This is a genomic window from Pseudomonas sp. MF6751 (genome assembly GCF_016613265.1).
Lineage (GTDB): Bacteria > Pseudomonadota > Gammaproteobacteria > Pseudomonadales > Pseudomonadaceae > Aquipseudomonas > Aquipseudomonas fluorescens_BV.
Map to the genome: position 1 here is coordinate 101035 of NZ_JAENSV010000004.1, position 16698 is coordinate 117732.

The 16698-nt window shown below is 57.9% G+C and carries 20 protein-coding genes, 1 tRNA gene and 1 pseudogene; 15 read left to right on the forward strand and 7 right to left on the reverse strand.

Features of this window, described 5'->3' with window-relative positions:
* Positions 1–60 precede the first annotated feature (60 nt).
* The 3 genes and pseudogenes from JJD66_RS05295 to JJD66_RS05305 form a co-directional block, all read right to left on the reverse strand.
* Positions 61–372: pseudogene (locus JJD66_RS05295) on the reverse strand (barstar family protein); the annotation flags it as partial.
* A gap of 121 nt (positions 373–493) precedes the next feature.
* Complete coding sequence (locus tag JJD66_RS05300; RefSeq protein ID WP_200647716.1) at positions 494–751, reverse strand: colicin E3-like toxin immunity protein; 258 nt, start codon at positions 749–751, stop codon at positions 494–496.
* Between the two features lie 7 nt (positions 752–758).
* A complete protein-coding gene (locus tag JJD66_RS05305; RefSeq protein WP_198715598.1) occupies positions 759–1913 on the reverse strand; it encodes an S-type pyocin domain-containing protein in 1155 nt (384 codons plus the stop codon).
* 193 nt (positions 1914–2106) lie between these two features.
* On the opposite strand from JJD66_RS05305, the gene JJD66_RS05310 reads away from it, so the two are divergent.
* On the forward strand, positions 2107–2577 hold the full coding sequence (locus JJD66_RS05310; protein WP_054922011.1) for a helix-turn-helix domain-containing protein: 471 nt from the start codon (positions 2107–2109) through the stop codon (positions 2575–2577).
* Positions 2574–3149 carry a PIN domain-containing protein gene (locus JJD66_RS05315; protein ID WP_105228367.1) on the forward strand — a complete coding sequence of 192 codons (576 nt, stop codon included), beginning with the start codon at positions 2574–2576 and terminating at the stop codon, positions 3147–3149. Before JJD66_RS05310 ends, JJD66_RS05315 begins: the two co-directional genes overlap by 4 nt.
* Before the next feature lie 81 nt (positions 3150–3230).
* Here JJD66_RS05315 and JJD66_RS05320 read toward each other — a convergent pair whose 3' ends face one another.
* On the reverse strand, positions 3231–3602 hold the full coding sequence (locus tag JJD66_RS05320; protein WP_014719840.1) for a PH domain-containing protein: 372 nt from the start codon (positions 3600–3602) through the stop codon (positions 3231–3233).
* A 157-nt stretch (positions 3603–3759) separates the two neighbouring features.
* Between JJD66_RS05320 and JJD66_RS05325 the strand changes: the two genes are divergently transcribed.
* Positions 3760–4395, forward strand: a complete 636-nt coding sequence (locus JJD66_RS05325) for a LysE family translocator (RefSeq protein WP_054922017.1) — start codon at positions 3760–3762, stop codon at positions 4393–4395.
* 7 nt (positions 4396–4402) lie between these two features.
* On the opposite strand, the gene JJD66_RS05330 is transcribed toward JJD66_RS05325, so the two are convergent.
* Both JJD66_RS05330 and JJD66_RS05335 read right to left on the reverse strand, forming a co-directional pair.
* Complete coding sequence (locus JJD66_RS05330; RefSeq protein WP_200647717.1) at positions 4403–4732, reverse strand: hypothetical protein; 330 nt, start codon at positions 4730–4732, stop codon at positions 4403–4405.
* A gap of 83 nt (positions 4733–4815) precedes the next feature.
* Positions 4816–4900 (reverse strand) — tRNA-Leu (locus tag JJD66_RS05335).
* A 108-nt stretch (positions 4901–5008) separates the two neighbouring features.
* Between JJD66_RS05335 and queA the strand changes: the two genes are divergently transcribed.
* From queA to JJD66_RS05365, 6 genes are all read left to right on the forward strand, one after another.
* The gene (gene queA, locus JJD66_RS05340; RefSeq protein WP_003194027.1) at positions 5009–6058 is read left to right on the forward strand and encodes a tRNA preQ1(34) S-adenosylmethionine ribosyltransferase-isomerase QueA; all 1050 of its coding nucleotides are present in this window, start codon (positions 5009–5011) and stop codon (positions 6056–6058) included.
* Positions 6059–6063: 5 nt separating this feature from the next.
* Positions 6064–7179 (forward strand): tRNA guanosine(34) transglycosylase Tgt, encoded by a 1116-nt coding sequence (gene tgt, locus JJD66_RS05345; RefSeq protein WP_200647763.1) that lies wholly within the window; start codon positions 6064–6066, stop codon positions 7177–7179.
* Positions 7180–7222: 43 nt separating this feature from the next.
* Positions 7223–7561, forward strand: a complete 339-nt coding sequence (yajC, locus tag JJD66_RS05350; protein ID WP_003175975.1) for a preprotein translocase subunit YajC — start codon at positions 7223–7225, stop codon at positions 7559–7561.
* A gap of 62 nt (positions 7562–7623) precedes the next feature.
* Positions 7624–9492 (forward strand): protein translocase subunit SecD, encoded by a 1869-nt coding sequence (gene secD / locus JJD66_RS05355; protein WP_003194025.1) that lies wholly within the window; start codon positions 7624–7626, stop codon positions 9490–9492.
* Positions 9493–9501: 9 nt separating this feature from the next.
* A complete protein-coding gene (secF, locus tag JJD66_RS05360; RefSeq protein WP_003194024.1) occupies positions 9502–10416 on the forward strand; it encodes a protein translocase subunit SecF in 915 nt (304 codons plus the stop codon).
* Positions 10417–10539: 123 nt separating this feature from the next.
* Positions 10540–11082, forward strand: coding sequence for a glycine zipper 2TM domain-containing protein (locus JJD66_RS05365; RefSeq protein WP_003194023.1), 543 nt, complete (start codon positions 10540–10542; stop codon positions 11080–11082).
* 206 nt (positions 11083–11288) lie between these two features.
* Here JJD66_RS05365 and suhB read toward each other — a convergent pair whose 3' ends face one another.
* Entirely contained in the window at positions 11289–12104 is an 816-nt protein-coding gene (gene suhB / locus JJD66_RS05370; RefSeq protein WP_005791195.1) for a type III secretion system regulator SuhB, read from the reverse strand.
* A gap of 145 nt (positions 12105–12249) precedes the next feature.
* Here suhB and trmJ point away from each other — a divergent pair, with 145 nt between their 5' ends.
* From trmJ to iscA, 6 genes are all read left to right on the forward strand, one after another.
* Positions 12250–13020, forward strand: coding sequence for a tRNA (cytosine(32)/uridine(32)-2'-O)-methyltransferase TrmJ (gene trmJ / locus JJD66_RS05375; RefSeq protein WP_034128029.1), 771 nt, complete (start codon positions 12250–12252; stop codon positions 13018–13020).
* 2 nt (positions 13021–13022) lie between these two features.
* The gene (cysE, locus tag JJD66_RS05380; RefSeq protein ID WP_034128028.1) at positions 13023–13808 is read left to right on the forward strand and encodes a serine O-acetyltransferase; all 786 of its coding nucleotides are present in this window, start codon (positions 13023–13025) and stop codon (positions 13806–13808) included.
* Between the two features lie 287 nt (positions 13809–14095).
* Positions 14096–14587, forward strand: coding sequence for a Fe-S cluster assembly transcriptional regulator IscR (gene iscR / locus JJD66_RS05385; RefSeq protein WP_003194020.1), 492 nt, complete (start codon positions 14096–14098; stop codon positions 14585–14587).
* 50 nt (positions 14588–14637) lie between these two features.
* Complete coding sequence (locus JJD66_RS05390) at positions 14638–15852, forward strand: IscS subfamily cysteine desulfurase (protein WP_003194019.1); 1215 nt, start codon at positions 14638–14640, stop codon at positions 15850–15852.
* Between the two features lie 99 nt (positions 15853–15951).
* Positions 15952–16338, forward strand: coding sequence for a Fe-S cluster assembly scaffold IscU (iscU, locus tag JJD66_RS05395; protein WP_003175965.1), 387 nt, complete (start codon positions 15952–15954; stop codon positions 16336–16338).
* A 28-nt stretch (positions 16339–16366) separates the two neighbouring features.
* Positions 16367–16690, forward strand: a complete 324-nt coding sequence (iscA, locus tag JJD66_RS05400) for an iron-sulfur cluster assembly protein IscA (RefSeq protein WP_003209680.1) — start codon at positions 16367–16369, stop codon at positions 16688–16690.
* The last annotated feature ends 8 nt before the right edge of the window (positions 16691–16698 follow it).

The window sequence follows — 16698 nt, forward strand, 5'->3', positions numbered from 1 at the left end:
AGGCTGGCACGCATCACCGTCCTCTGTCCTCTGTAGGAGCGAGCTTGCTCGCGAAAAACGTCAACGATAACGCGTGCTTCCTGAATAAACGCGACGCCTGTGAGTTTTTCGCGAGCAAGCACTAGGCGTCCCCCTCGCTCCTACAAAAAAGTCTTGCTGAACCCGCGACGCCAGGTCCGGGAAATGGGTCGCAAGCTCAGCCAGGCACTGGCGCAGCATCCTGGCATCGCGGGGTAGGCGCCCTGAAAAAATCCCCCAGCCAGAAAACTCAAGCGTCTCGGGCATTTCTACCAAGCCGGTGATGGCGTCCAAAAAGACATCCCCGTTTTGGCCATACCAGTTGGGAAAGTTGAGTGAAGTGCACAGCGTGGCGTGAAGTTCTTTGGGGTTTTAGTTGCGGCTAAGGTCTATTTTGAGGATGGATGAACGGGTCACTTGTGCACCATTTGCTTTTTCATCTTCTGCAACTCAGGCTGAATTCTTTGAATCTGCATTACTCGTTTGAAACTTCGTAATCAAATGCAATGAAGTAGTCACTTTCTGAAAGAGCAATTTCGTGAGAAAAGTGCGGCTGTATCACTGATAGCCATTCCCTGCGCAATTCAAACATACCGTTATTGACGTCCACTGCGCCCAACAACCCGAGCGCGGAAATCACCGAGTAGTCATCTCCGCAGTCCGCTGAACTCTCCGTTCCGCTTAGTCTCTCTGTGGTTCTGTCGAACCATTCCAATCTTATTTTAAGTCCCATGTAGCCCTCACAGATATTTTTTGATGTTTCGTTTTTTGATCGACCCTTTTAGCTGCTCGCCGCTTATGTGGTTGAAAGCACCTATATGGCTCCCATCACTTGCTAGATAAACCTCCAGCTCCCCGTGCTGAGAGTCCCATTCATAGATCTTCCGGCCTTTTTCCTCAATCCAGCGTTCTCTCAGCCCGGCGCCTCCTTGTCTGGGAGTCTTGGGTTTTGCTTTTATCAGTTTTTCAAAGCCAGTTATTTGTTCTGTGTTAGGCGCTTTGTGGTACTTGTGATCCCCAGCCTTGGCACCTACCACCACATACAGCGGCCGAACCCCCGACCCCGCCGGAAACACCAGAATAAAATCCCGATAGTCCGGTGGGTAAATAGGGTTAACCAGAATCTGCGCCGCCGTCTCAGTCGGTGGGTAGATCCAGATCACCGGTGCTTGCGGCGCAGCCTCCAATGCCGGAACACCTAAGGTGTCATTTGGATCAACGGAGGGCGTCCAGATCAGCTCTACGCCATTATTCAAATCTGCTATTAACTGGCCGCTGCGGTTTTGAAACTGCACCACGTCAATCATCTGCCAATCGGCATTGTTACCTGTGTAAAACCCATACCCCTTGAGCGTGCCGTCGTCGCGTTGCTCGATATGCAGCCGCATTTGCGAACGCGCTCGTTGCAGCGAACGCAACTGTTCCTCGTTATAGAGCGCGCTATCACTTAGATCCGACGGCCAAGCCAGCGCTACCAACCCTGTCAACAAGCTACCAGCGACGGATGCGCTGACTGTCGCCGCCGACTCCAAAAACGTTGAACGCAATGCCAACTGCCCTAAGCCGGCTGGCAGTGCACTGCCGCTGATCTTGCGCAAGGCAACCGCGCCCCGGGCGTCCACTTCACGCCCGCCCAACAGACTTACATGGCCGTACTCCTTGATCAGTTCCAGTGGGACAAAACCGGTGGGGCTCGAGTAATGGGCGATACCGTCAGGCAGTTGGCATGGCTTGATGAAGACGCAGCCGGGAGGTTTGGCTGGTGTAGGTGGCGGGGCAGGGGATGGCTCGAAAAAATCGACAGTAGGCGAATACGGCATACGCGACGGTTGCCGGGTGAGGATTCGTCGCTTGAGTAACGCTTGTTCGGTGGGTGGATAAAAGCGTTCTGACATGACCGATTCACTTCCTTGTGCGAGGGAGTGAGCCTATGAGGGGGAGTCAGGAACCGATATCAGCTCAATTTTCAGTTGATGTGGGAAAAGTTGACTGGTGCGTGAGTCGCCAGCATTGTTTCGAATATTGCGATTTTTGTTTGTTTCGTTTAGCGTTGGCCTCAACTGAATTGCGCAAGGCCGGAGTTGCATCATGACCATAAACAATCTTCCCAAAACGATCCTTCCGCTGGAAAAAGAAGTCGAGGCGGCAGTGCAGGGCCAGCGTGAATTAGCGTCCCTATTGTCGACCAAATTTGAAACCCAGCGCATCGACATCTTCGACAAAGAAGATAAGCCACACAGGCTTGTACTCCCAACCTCCGCACTGCGCCTGCTGGTCGATATTCTGGGCGAGTTGGCGCTCGGCAATGCCGTCAAGGTAGTGCCGGTTCATGCCGAGTTGACCTCGCAGGAGGCGGCCGACTTGCTTAATGTGTCACGCCCGCATTTGGTCAAAATGCTGGAGGACGGCGCTATCCCCTTTACAAAAACGGGTCGACATCGTCGAGTCCGCTTTTCGGATTTGATGGCCTTCAAGCAACGGCGTGACGAGCAAAGCCAAGAGGCAATGGAAGCGCTGGTTCAACAGGCCCAAGAGTTGGGAATGGGGTATGACGGATGAGGTGTTCGCCCTTTACAGCGGTATACGACGCTTGTGTTCTCTATCCTGCGGTTCTTCGGGACTTACTCATGTGGCTTGGTTTGTCTGGGTTATATCGAGCGCGATGGACTAGCCAGATTCAGGATGAGTGGAAGCGCAACATACTCAAGAATCGACCCGATCTTACGGCCGCGCAGGTGGACTGCACGTCGGCGCTAATGGACGTTGCGATACCTGACGCTCTGGTGACCGGATATGAGGACCTGTGTTCGAGTTTGGATTTACCAGACCCGGATGACCGGCATGTGTTGGCGGCAGCAATTCGGAGTAAAGCTGAGGTTATCGTGACCTTCAATTTGAAAGACTTTCCACCACATATATTGGCTGCCTATGACATTGAACCGATGCATCCGGATGACTTTATTTCGGATCTCTGGGATTTGGATCAGGCGGCAGTTTTGGGAGCAGCGCAGAAGCAGAGGAGGGCGTTGAAGAAGCCCGCGATGGAGGCGGGAAGCTATCTCGAAATGTTGATGCGGCAGGGCTTGGTGCAGACTAGCAAGGCAATGGGGCCTTATGAAATGATGCTGTGAGCAGGATGAACCCGGTGTACGTCAGTTGAACCGCAGTAAAAAAGACCTTGGGACGCCAAGGCCTTTTTTTATGCCTGCGGATCAACTCAGCAGGTGCTTGGAAATCAGTCGGGAGATTTCCACGATCGAGGTCTTGCCAGTGAATTCGAATTTCACCTTCCCCAACGACGAAAAATAAATCTCCAACTCCGAATCCAAGTCAAACGTCCCGGACGTTTCCACCGAGTACGCCACGATGTTCTTGTACGGCAATGAGGTGAAGTCCTTCTTGCTGCCGGTAATTCCCTGCACGTTAACCGCGATGATGCGTTTGGTGGTGAACACGACGCCGTCGCGCATGGCCTTGTACGCGTCGACCACTTCTTCGCCGTCCAGCAGCAGGGCCGCTACGCGTTCGGCGTATTCGTTGTTTTGCTTGAGCTTGAAGAAGCCTTTGTTGTTGAAGTCGATCATGTGCCTGTCCTGGGTAGGTGGTGCCGCCGGTGTATGACGTTTTGCTTGCGGATCTGTATCTAACGCCTGGGCCTGCAAGCCCCTAGCATGACGCTCAACACGACCGCGTCGGCGAAGGATTTCACGCTGGCAGCTTAAAAAAACCAGGAGCCAATCCATGCCTGATATGTCCAGCTTGCTCGCCTACGGCCTGATTTCACTCGGCATGGTACTGACACCGGGGCCGAACATGATCTACCTGATTTCCCGCTCTATCTGCCAGGGGCGCACGGCCGGGTTGATTTCCCTGGGCGGGGTGGCGCTGGGGTTTGTGGTGTACATGGTGTGCGCGGCGCTGGGTATCACGGCGTTGGTGATGGCGGTGCCGTTTGCCTACGACGCGCTGCGGCTCGGCGGGGCGCTGTATCTGGTGTATCTGGCCTGGCAGGCGGTCAAGCCGGGTGGGCGCTCGCCATTCCAGGTGCGCGACTTGCCCAAGGACAGCCCGCGCAAGTTGGTCACCATGGGCTTGGTCACCAACCTGCTCAATCCCAAAGTGGCGGTGATGTATTTGTCGTTGCTGCCCCAGTTCATCGACCCGAACGGTCATGGCAGTGTGCTGGTGCAATCCCTGGCGCTGGGCTCCCTGCAGATTCTTATCAGCGTGAGCGTCAACGCGGTGATTGCCTGCATGGCGGGTTCCATCGCGGTGTTTTTCGTCACCCGGCCTGGTTGGCAGGTGCTGCAGCGCTGGCTGATGGGGTCGGTGTTGATGGGCTTGGCGGTGCGGATGGCGGTGGAAGGGCGCAAGTAAGTGCGCGTCACAGGATGGCTTTCAGGTAATCCTTGAGTGCGTGGAGCGGGGCGTCGAGTGTTTCCAGGGTCGGTGCTTCGCGCACGTCCGTTGCGAGCCGCTGCAACTCGCGACCCATGACGGTATCGGCGCCACCCAGGGTGTCGAGTGCCAGAGACAGGCATTCATCGAGCTTCACTTGGATCTCGGCCAGGTTTCCCTGGCGCACCAACAACCCAAACACCTCGCGATCATAGCCCTCCATCACGGGATCATCGCGCAGCAACGAGCTGCCGTCGTCAGTCTCATGCACCAGCTTCAACGCAAACAACGCAACCGCTTCAAGCGTCAACTCCATGGTCCCGCTCCCTCCACTGCCACGCCTGGCACTTTTTTGCAGGCGAAAAAAAAGACCTTGAATTTCAAGGTCTTTCTTTAAGATGGTGCCCCGAGGGAGACTCGAACTCCCACTCCTTTCGAAAACGGATTTTGAATCCGCCGCGTCTACCAATTCCGCCATCAGGGCTCAATGGCGGCGAAGTATAGAGATGAGATTACCGTTGGTCAATCACGTTTCATGGTCTATTTTCACTATTTCCGCTAGACTTCCCGGCCCTGCTAGACGAACCCCATCATGCGCGTTGCTGACTTTACTTTTGAGCTCCCTGATTCGCTGATCGCTCGCCACCCTTTGGCCGAGCGTCGCGCCAGTCGACTGCTGACCCTCGATGGGCCCAGCGGTGCCCTCGCACACCGTCAATTCACTGATTTGCTTGAGCATTTGCGCCCAGGCGATCTGATGGTTTTCAACAATACCCGGGTGATTCCGGCGCGGCTGTTTGGCCAGAAAGCGTCCGGCGGCAAGCTGGAAATCCTGGTGGAGCGGGTGCTGGACAGCCATCGCGTGCTGGCCCATGTGCGCTCCAGCAAATCGCCCAAACCGGGGTCGAGCATCTTGATTGAGGGCGGTGGTGAAGCCGAGATGGTCGCGCGCCACGATGCCTTGTTCGAGCTCAAGTTTGCCGAAGAAGTGTTGCCGTTGTTGGAGCGCGTCGGCCATATGCCGTTGCCTCCTTATATAGACCGCCCCGATGAAGACGCGGACCGCGAGCGCTATCAGACCGTGTACTCACAGCGCCTCGGCGCCGTCGCCGCCCCGACTGCCGGGCTGCATTTCGACCAGCCATTGCTGGATGCGATTGCCGCCAAGGGCGTCGACACGGCCTATGTGACTCTGCACGTGGGGGCCGGTACGTTTCAGCCGGTGCGTGTGGATAACATCGAAGACCACCATATGCACAGCGAGTGGCTGGAAGTCAGCCAGGACGTGGTGGATGCGGTGGCGGCGTGCAAGGCGCGTGGCGGTCGAGTGGTTGCTGTGGGCACCACCAGTGTGCGTTCGCTGGAGAGTGCAGCGCGTGATGGCGTGCTCAAGCCGTTCAGTGGCGACACCGATATCTTCATTTTTCCAGGGCGACCCTTTCATGTGGTCGATTGCCTGGTCACCAACTTCCATTTGCCGGAATCCACGCTGTTGATGCTGGTGTCGGCATTTGCCGGTTACCCGGAAACCATGGCTGCCTACCAGGCCGCCATTGCTAACGAGTACCGTTTTTTCAGCTACGGTGATGCGATGTTTATCACCCGTAACCCGGCGCCGCGCGGCCCTGAGGACAACTTATGAGTCGTATGTCGTTTGAATTGCTCGCTACGGACGGCAAAGCCCGTCGCGGCCGCCTGACCTTCCCACGCGGCACTGTGGAGACCCCGGCCTTCATGCCGGTCGGCACCTACGGCACCGTCAAGGGCATGTTGCCTCGCGACATCGTCGCCACCGGTGCCGAGATTATCCTCGGCAATACCTTCCACCTGTGGCTGCGCCCGGGCACGGAAGTGATCAAGAAGCATGGCGACCTGCATGACTTCATGAAGTGGCAAGGCCCGATCCTCACCGACTCCGGTGGTTTCCAGGTGTTCAGCCTGGGCGCCATGCGCAAGATCAAGGAAGAGGGCGTGACCTTCGCCTCGCCGGTCGACGGCGCCAAGGTGTTCATGGGCCCGGAAGAGTCGATGCAGGTACAGCGCGACCTGGGCTCGGACATCGTGATGATTTTCGACGAGTGCACGCCGTACCCGGCCGATGAAGACGTGGCGCGTATCTCCATGGAGCTGTCGCTGCGTTGGGCCCAGCGTTCGAAGAACGCCCATGGCGATAACACGGCGGCGCTGTTCGGTATTGTCCAGGGCGGCATGCATGAAAGCCTGCGCAAACGCTCGCTGGAAGGCCTCGACAAGATCGGCTTCGACGGCCTGGCCATCGGCGGTTTGTCGGTGGGCGAGCCCAAGCACGAAATGATCAAGGTGCTCGATTACCTGCCAGGCCTGATGCCCGCTGACAAACCTCGTTACCTTATGGGCGTTGGCAAACCGGAAGATCTCGTAGAGGGTGTGCGCCGCGGTGTGGACATGTTCGATTGCGTGATGCCAACCCGTAATGCCCGCAATGGGCATCTGTTCATCGATACAGGCGTGCTGAAGATCCGTAACGCGTTCCATCGCCATGATGATTCGCCGCTGGATCTTACCTGTGACTGCTACACCTGCCAGAACTTCTCCCGTGCTTATCTGCACCATCTGGACAAGTGTGGGGAAATGCTGGGTAGCATGTTGAATACCATCCACAATTTGCGTCATTACCAAGTCCTGATGGCTGGTTTGCGCGAGGCTATTCAACAGGGTACATTGGCCGCCTTCGTCGATGCCTTCTATGCCAAGCGTGGCCTCCCTGTGCCGCCCTTGGACTGAGTTTTCCGACCCTAAGATTCACTATTTGCAACTGGAGTGCTAAATGAGCTTTTTTATCTCTAACGCTATGGCTGACGCCGCTGCGCCTGCTGCTGCCGGCCCTATGGGCGGTGGTTTCGAGTGGATTTTCCTGGTCGGCTTCCTGGTCATTTTCTACCTGATGATCTGGCGTCCACAGGCCAAGCGCGCCAAAGAGCAGAAAAACCTGCTGGGCAGCCTGCAAAAAGGCGACGAAGTCGTGACCACTGGCGGTATCGCCGGCAAGATCACCAAGGTTTCCGATGCTTTCGTGGTACTGGAAGTCTCCGACACCGTGGAAATGAAGTTCCAGAAGGGCGCCATCGCCGCCACGCTGCCTAAAGGCACGCTCAAAGCGATCTGAGTAACAACCTTTACCAATCGACGGGGCGCGCAAGGCGCCCCGCGTTATAAGCGGGCGGCGTGATGCTGAACAAATACCCTCTGTGGAAATACGTACTGATCCTGGCGGTGCTGGCGATCGGTTTTATTTATTCCGCTCCCAATCTCTATCCTGATGACCCGGCGATCCAGATCTCTGGCGCCAGCACTTCGCTGCAGGTCAATCAGGCTGATCTGGACCGTGCGAGCAAAGCGCTCAATGACGCGGGTATCCAGGTTAAAGCGGCAACCTTGGCGGCTGGTTCCAAAGGCGGCTTGTTGCGCCTGACCAAGCAAGAAGACCAATTGCCGGCCAAGGATGTCGTACGCAAGGCCATGGGTGACGACTACGTTGTCGCGCTCAACCTGGCCCAGACCACGCCACAATGGCTGCGCAGCATTGGCGCGCACCCGATGAAGCTGGGTCTGGACTTGTCCGGTGGTGTGCACTTCCTGTTGGAAGTCGACATGGACAAGGCCCTGGACGCACGTCTGAAAGTCTACGAAGGCGACGTGAAGAGCCTGCTGCGCAAAGAGAAGCTGCGTTATCGCAGCCTGCCGCAGCTCAACGGCGCTATCCAGCTGGGCTTTGCTGACGAAGCATCCCGCGAACAGGCCCGTGCGCTGATCCGCAAGAACTTCAATGACTTCGACATCGTGCCTGCCGACCTGAACGGTCAAGCGGTACTGCGTCTGGCGATGAGCCCGGCCAAGATCGCTGAAATCCGCGAATACTCCATCAAGCAGAACTTGACCACGGTCCGTAACCGCGTCAACGAGCTGGGTGTAGCCGAGCCGATCGTGCAGCGCCAGGGCGCCAACCGCATCGTGGTTGAGCTGCCAGGCGTACAAGACACCGCTGAAGCCAAGCGTATCCTCGGCAAGACCGCCAACCTGGAGTTCCGTCTCGCGGCAGACCCAGGCGCTACGCGTGCCACTTCCGAAGAATTCGAATTCCGCGAAGGCAACCGCCCTCCAGCGCTGATCGAGCGTGGCTTGATCATCACCGGTGACCAGGTGACCGACGCCAAGGCCGGGTTCGGCGAGCACGGCACGCCTGAAGTGAACATCCGTCTGGATGGCCATGGTGGTGAACTGATGAGCCGCGCCACGCGCAGCAACGTCGGTCGCAGCATGGCGGTGATCTTCATCGAGCAGCGCCCGGTGACCACCTACACCAAGCAGATGGTCAACGGCGTCGAGAAAGACGTGCCGGTGCAGACCTTCAAGGAAGAGAAGAAGATCATCAGCCTGGCGACCATCCAGTCGCCGCTGGGTGCTCAGTTCCGTATCACTGGCCTGAACGGCCAGGGCGAGTCTTCCGAGCTGGCGTTGCTGCTGCGTGCCGGTGGCCTGGCGGCACCGATGTACTTCGCTGAAGAACGTACCATCGGCCCGAGCCTGGGTGCCGACAACATCACCAAGGGTGTCGATGCGGCGCTGTGGGGCATGTTGTTCGTGTCGCTGTTCATCATCGCCATCTACCGCTTCTTTGGTGTGATCGCCACTGTCGCCCTCGCGGGCAACATGGTGATGCTGCTGGCCTTGATGTCGTTGCTGGGCGCCACACTGACCCTGCCAGGTATCGCTGGTATCGTACTCACCATGGGTATGGCGGTGGACGCCAACGTGCTGATCTTCTCGCGAATTCGTGAAGAGATCGCCGCCGGCATGACCGTGCAGCGTGCAATCAACGAAGGCTTCGGCCGGGCATTTACCGCGATCCTCGACTCCAACCTGACTACCTTGTTGGTCGGCGGGATTCTCTTCGCCATGGGCACGGGCCCGGTGAAAGGCTTTGCGGTGACCATGTCCCTCGGGATCTTTACCTCGATGTTCACGGCCATCATGGTGACCCGCGCAATGGTCAACCTGATCTTTGGCGGGCGTGACTTCAAGAAGTTGTGGATTTAAGGGGCTGCCATGTTACGTACAATCAACTTCATGGGCGTTCGCAACGTTGCGTTCGGCGTCACCGTGCTCCTTACCGTTCTGGCGTTGTTCAGCTGGTTCCATAAGGGTCTGAACTACGGCCTGGACTTCACCGGCGGTACGCTCATCGAGCTGACCTACGAGAAGCCGGCCGACGTTACCCTGGTGCGCAGCGAGCTGGTCAAGGCCGGCTATCACGAAGCCGTTGTGCAGAGCTTCGGCGCCACCACCGATCTGCTGGTGCGCATGCCTGGCGAAGACCCGCAACTGGGTCACCAGGTAGCCGAGGCCTTGCAAAAGGTGGGTGGCGACAACCCGGCATCGGTCAAGCGCGTCGAGTTCGTCGGCCCGCAAGTGGGTGAAGAGCTGCGCGACCAGGGCGGCCTCGGCATGCTGATGGCGCTGGTCGGCATCATGATCTACCTGGCTTTCCGCTTTCAGTGGAAGTTCGGTGTCGGCGCCATTGTGTCGCTGATCCACGACGTGGTCGTGACCGTGGGTATCCTGGCCTACTTCCAGATCACCTTCGACTTGACCGTATTGGCGGCCGTGCTGGCGATCATTGGTTACTCGCTCAACGACACCATCGTGGTATTCGACCGGGTTCGTGAGAACTTCCGCGTACTGCGCAAGGCAACGTTGATCGAGAACATCAACATCTCCACCACCCAGACCCTGCTGCGGACCATGGCGACGTCGATCTCCACCTTGCTGGCGATTGCTGCGCTGATGATCTTCGGTGGCGACAACCTGTGGGGCTTCTCCCTGGCGCTGTTTATCGGCGTTCTGGCGGGTACCTACTCGTCGATCTACATCGCCAACGTGGTGCTGATCTGGCTGAACCTCAACAGCGAAGACTTGATCCCTCCTGCCGCTACCGACAAGGAGGTCGACGACCGTCCTTGATGGGCGTTTGTTGATCCGCTGTTACAAGAAAGGCGCGAGTATTGAACTCGCGCCTTTTTTTTTGCTCCAAGGCTGGGTATAGCGCGGATCTTTCGGTCCGCTTGTGATGGTCAGGAGGTTCATGTGAACAAGTCGTTGCTGGTTGGTGCGGTATTGGGTGCTGTCGGTGTGACTGCCGGAGGCGCTGTTGCCACCTACAGCCTGGTAAAAAGCGGCCCTGAGTATGCGCAAGTACTGGCGGTGCAGCCGGTTAAAACCCAGATCAAAACCCCGCGTGAGGTCTGCAAGGACGTCACTGTGACCCGGCAGCGTCCGGTGCAGGACCAACATCAAATCGCCGGTACCGTGGTGGGTGCCCTTGCGGGTGGCCTGCTGGGCAACCAGATTGGTGGCGGTAACGGTAAGAAGCTGGCCACCGTGGCCGGTGCGGTCGGTGGTGGCTACGCCGGTAACAAGGTTCAGGAAGGTATGCAGAACCGCGATACCTACACCACTACGCAAACTCGCTGTAACACCGTTAATGACATCAGTGACAAGGTGGTCGGTTATGACGTGCGTTACAACCTGGACGGCAAGGAAGGTACCGTGCGTATGGAGCGCGACCCTGGCAGCCAGATCCCGGTCGATAAGGAAGGTCGTCTGATCCTCGGTCAGAACCAGCAGTAATCCCCAGGTCTGGTTTCGATCCAGGTGTGGGAGCTGGCTTGTCTGCGATAGCGGTGGGTCAGTAACTAATCAGTTGGTTGGCAGCCCGCCATCGCAGGCAAGCCAGCTCCCACATTGGATTGTATTGAGTCAGTTGGAATTGGTTTTTTGCTAAATCCCACGCATAAAAAAAGCACCCCGCAGGGTGCTTTTTTGTGCCCGCTCGCTTAGCGCTTCAGCGAAGCCGGCAGGTGCGGCTGGATCGCCGTCAGTACTGCCTTGAAGCATTTGGTGTTGCCAGCCACGACGTGGCCTTTCTCCAGGAAGTCATGACCGCCGGTGAAGTCGCTCACCAGGCCGCCCGCTTCCTGAATCAGCAGGGCGCCTGCTGCCATATCCCACTCGGACAGACCCGACTCCCAGAACGCATCAAAGCGACCGGCGGCGACATACGCCAGGTCCAGGCTGGCTGCACCGGCACGGCGGATGCCGGCGGTCTGGCCAACCAGGGCCCGGAACATGCCCAGGTAGTTCTCCAGGTTGTCCATCTGGTCGTCACGGAACGGGAAGCCGGTACCCAGCAGGGCGCCTTCCAGGCTGGTGCGGCCGCTGACACGCAGGCGGCGGCCGTTCAGTTGGGCGCCACGGCCACGGCTGGCGGTGAATTCTTCCTGGCGAACCGGGTCCAGCACAACGGCGTGTTCCAGGCGGCCACGGTATTTGCAGGCGATGCTCACGGCAAAATGCGGGATGCCGCGCAGGAAGTTGGTGGTGCCATCCAGTGGGTCGATGATCCACAGGTAGTCTTCGCCTTCGCCACTGCCTTTGTGCAGGCCGGTTTCTTCACCGAGGATGCCGTGGGTAGGGTAGGCCTTGCGCAGGGCGTCGATGATTTTCTGTTCGGCGGCGCGATCCACCTCGGATACATAATCCTTGGCGTCTTTTTCGTCGACCTTGATGGTATCCAGGCGCTCGATGGAGCGGAAGATCAATTCACTGGCGCTGCGGGCGGCGCGCAGCGCGATATTCAGCATGGGCTGCATGGATAGGTCACCTAAGGTTGTTAAAGAAAGCCGAGCATTCTAGCAGAAACTTTCCTCAGGTGAAGGACGACGTTCGCTTTCATGGCATAACCTTAGGCGGTTCTGTAAGATTTGCTCCCCTTTCCTGTGTCCGCGAGCGCCTCCCTTGCTGCAAAACATTCGTGTCGTCTTGGTCAATACCAGTCATCCCGGCAACATCGGCGGGGTGGCGCGAGCCATGAAAAACATGGGGCTGACGCGCCTGGTGCTGGTCGAACCGCGGGTATTCCCGCACCACGAGGCTGATGCCCGTGCGTCCGGCGCCAATGACTTGCTTGAGAATGCCCAGGTGGTGGCCACCTTGGAGGATGCCTTGGTCGGCTGCAATCTGGTGCTCGGCACCAGCGCCCGTGATCGTCGTATCCCTTGGCCGCTGCTGGATCCGCGTGAATGCGGCACCAAAGTGGTGGAAGAGGCTGCTGGCGGTGCTGAAATCGCCTTGGTATTCGGCCGTGAAGACTCCGGCCTGACCAACGAAGAGCTACAGCGATGTCATTACCACGTGCATATCCCCTCAGACCCTGAGTTCAGCTCGCTGAACCTCGGGGCTGCGGTGCAGGTGCTGACTTATGAAGTGCGCATGGCCTGGCTGGCCGCTGCTGGCCAGCCGAGCAAAATGGAAAAGGAAGAGGTTGCATCGACCAAAAGTGGCGAGTTGGCCACCATGGACGAGTTGGAGCGGTTCTATGAGCACCTGGAGCAAACCCTGGTCGCCATCGAATTTCTCGACCCTGAAAAGCCACGGCACTTGATGGCGCGCCTGCGTCGTTTGTACGGCCGCAGTTCGGTGAGCCGGGCTGAAATGAACATATTGCGTGGCATCCTCACGGAAACCCAGAAAGCGGCCCGTGGTGAGCTTCTTGAGCGGAAGGATTAAAAATGTTCGAGCGTTTGCGAGAAGATATCCAAAGTGTTTTCCACCGTGACCCGGCGGCGCGCAACGCCTTTGAAGTGCTGACCTGCTACCCGGGCATGCACGCGATCTGGATCCACCGCTTGTCTGGCGCCCTGTGGGGCATGGGCTGGAAGTGGCTGGCGCGGCTGGTATCGAACTTTGGGCGCTGGTTGACCGGTATCGAGATCCACCCGGGTGCCAAGGTGGGTCGTCGGTTCTTTATCGACCACGGCATGGGCATCGTGATTGGCGAGACGGCCGAGATCGGCGATGACGTCACCCTCTATCAGGGCGTGACCCTGGGCGGCACCACCTGGAATAAGGGTAAGCGCCACCCAACGCTGGGCGATGGAGTGGTAGTAGGGGCGGGCGCCAAGGTGCTCGGGCCGTTTACCGTGGGTGCCGGCGCCAAGGTTGGCTCCAACGCGGTAGTGACCAAGGCTGTGCCGCCGGGTGCCACGGTTGTGGGTATTCCAGGCCGCATCATCGTCAAGCCGCAAGTCGGTGATGAGCAAGAGGCCAAGCGCAAGGCGATGGCCGAGAAGATTGGTTTCGATGCCTATGGCGTCAGTGAAGATATGCCCGACCCGGTGGCTCGTGCGATTGGTCAATTGCTTGATCATCTGCAAGCAGTGGACGGCAAGCTGGAGGGTATGTGCGGGGCGCTGAAGGAGTTGGGCAGCCCGTACTGTGCCAAAGACTTGCCTGAACTGCGTGAAGAAGATTTTGCTGAAATCAAGGACGAAGCCGCTACCACCAAGGCAGGCTGAACGCGGTCTCTTGTGGGAGCTGGCTTGCCTGCGATAGCTGTCTATCAGCTTGCTTATAGGTTGCTGGTCCACCGCAATCGCAGGCAAGCCAGCTCCCACATTTGATCTCCATTGGCCCGGTGGCCTTGCAGCAGGCTTGGTTACGCTGTTCGATCCCACCCCATCCTGCTATGATTCGCGCGCCCTTTTTACGGGTAATCCTGACTAAAGTACTAGGTCTTATAGTTGACTTAAATACTCGGGAATCGCATACTTGCTCCCATTCTGAAACACCTTGGTACTTGTCCATGAGACTGACTACAAAAGGCCGATACGCGGTGACCGCCATGCTCGACTTGGCCTTGCACGCGCAAACTGGGCCGGTGTCCCTGGCCGATATCTCCGAGCGCCAAGGCATTTCCCTGTCCTATCTCGAACAGTTGTTCGCCAAATTGCGCCGTAGCAATCTGGTTTCCAGCGTTCGCGGTCCGGGTGGCGGCTATCAGTTGTCCCGCGATATGCAGGGTATTCAGGTGGCCCAGGTGATCGACGCGGTCAACGAATCCGTCGATGCCACCAAATGCCAGGGTTTGGGTGACTGCCATGCCGGCGACACCTGCCTGACGCACCACTTGTGGTGTGACTTGAGCCTGCAGATCCATGAGTTTTTGAGTGGTATCAGCTTGGCTGATCTTGTGACTCGCCGTGAGGTGCAAGAAGTAGCCCAGCGTCAGGACCAGCGCCGTTGCAACACCAAGGCGCCGCGTCTGGACAAGATCGAAGCGTCCGCCGTCGAGTGACAGCCGAAGAGCTAACGGCACGCCAGCCAGCCTGATTTAGGAGAAAGTCCATGAAATTGCCGATTTACCTTGATTACTCAGCGACCACCCCGGTTGATCCGCGTGTCGCGCAAAAAATGAGCGAATGCCTGCTGGTCGATGGAAACTTCGGCAACCCGGCCTCCCGTTCCCACGTATTCGGCTGGAAAGCCGAGGAAGCGGTCGAGAACGCTCGTCGCCAGGTCGCTGACCTGGTCAATGCCGACCCGCGCGAAATCGTCTGGACCTCCGGTGCCACCGAGTCCGACAACCTGGCTATCAAGGGCGCGGCGCATTTCTACGCGACCAAAGGCAAACACCTGATCACCACCAAGATTGAGCACAAGGCTGTCCTGGACACCATGCGCCAACTGGAGCGTGAAGGTTTCGAGGTCACCTACCTTGAGCCAACCACCGACGGTATCGTCACCCCTGCCATGATCGAAGCTGCGATGCGTGAAGACACCATCCTGGTTTCGGTGATCCACGTGAACAACGAAATCGGCACGATCAACGACATCGCCGCCATCGGCGAGCTGACCCGCTCCAAGGGTGTGTTGCTCCACGTCGACGCTGCTCAGTCCACCGGCAAGGTCGATATCGACCTGTCCAAGCTGAAAGTCGACCTGATGTCGTTCTCGGCCCACAAGACTTACGGCCCTAAAGGCATCGGCGCGCTGTACGTGAGCCGCAAGCCTCGCGTGCGCATCGAAGCCACCATGCACGGCGGCGGTCACGAGCGCGGCATGCGTTCGGGCACCCTGGCGACCCACCAGATCGTCGGCATGGGCGAAGCTTTCCGTGTAGCCAAGGAAGACATGGCTGCCGAAAACGTGCGCATCAAGGCCCTGAGCGATCGCTTCTACAAGCAGGTCGAAAACCTTGAAGAGCTGTACATCAACGGCAGCATGACCGCTCGTGTACCGCACAACCTGAATTTGAGCTTCAACTACGTCGAAGGCGAGTCGCTGATCATGGCGCTCAAGGACCTGGCGGTTTCGTCAGGTTCGGCCTGCACCTCGGCGTCCCTTGAGCCTTCGTACGTACTGCGCGCCCTGGGCCGCAACGACGAACTGGCCCACAGCTCTATCCGCTTTACGTTCGGCCGCTTCACCACTGAAGAGCAAGTCGACTACGCCGCGCAGAAGGTCTGCGAAGCCGTCAACAAGCTGCGCGTTCTTTCGCCACTGTGGGACATGTACAAAGACGGTGTCGATATTTCCAAGATCGAGTGGGCGGCACACTAACTATAGAAGCCGCCACCCAAGCTCTGTAGGAACGTGGCGGAAAACGCAGGCGTTTCTACAGGGTTCCAGAGCGGCCCTGATGAGTGAGGATTCAGTACCATGGCTTACAGCGAAAAGGTCATCGACCACTACGAAAACCCGCGCAACGTCGGCAAGATGAACGCGGAAGATCCAGATGTCGGCACCGGCATGGTCGGCGCTCCGGCGTGCGGCGATGTAATGCGCCTGCAGATCAAGGTCAACGATGCTGGCGTTATCGAAGACGCCAAATTCAAGACTTACGGCTGCGGTTCGGCCATCGCCTCCAGCTCCCTGGCGACCGAATGGATGAAAGGCAAGACCCTGGATGAGGCTGTCACCATCAGCAACACCCAGCTGGCCGAAGAACTGGCGTTGCCGCCAGTGAAAATCCACTGCTCCGTACTCGCTGAAGATGCCATCAAGGCAGCCGTTCGCGACTACAAGCAGAAGAAAGGCTTGATCTAAGCATTTGGCGACGAGTAAGGAGTCAACGATGGCTATCAGCATGACAGAAGCGGCTGCGCAGCACATTCGCCGCTCCCTGAATGGGCGCGGTAAAGGTGAGGGGATTCGTCTGGGTGTACGCACCACGGGCTGTTCCGGCCTTGCCTACGTGCTGGAGTTTGTCGACGAGGTGGTTGAAGAGGATCAGGTGTTCGAAAGTCACGGCGAGAAAGTGATCATCGACCCCAAGAGCCTGACCTACCTGGACGGCACCGAACTCGATTTCGTCAAGGAAGGGTTGAACGAAGGCTTCAAGTTCAACAACCCTAACGTGCGCGGTGAATGTGGCTGCGGCGAAAGCTTCAACATCTGAGGCTACTC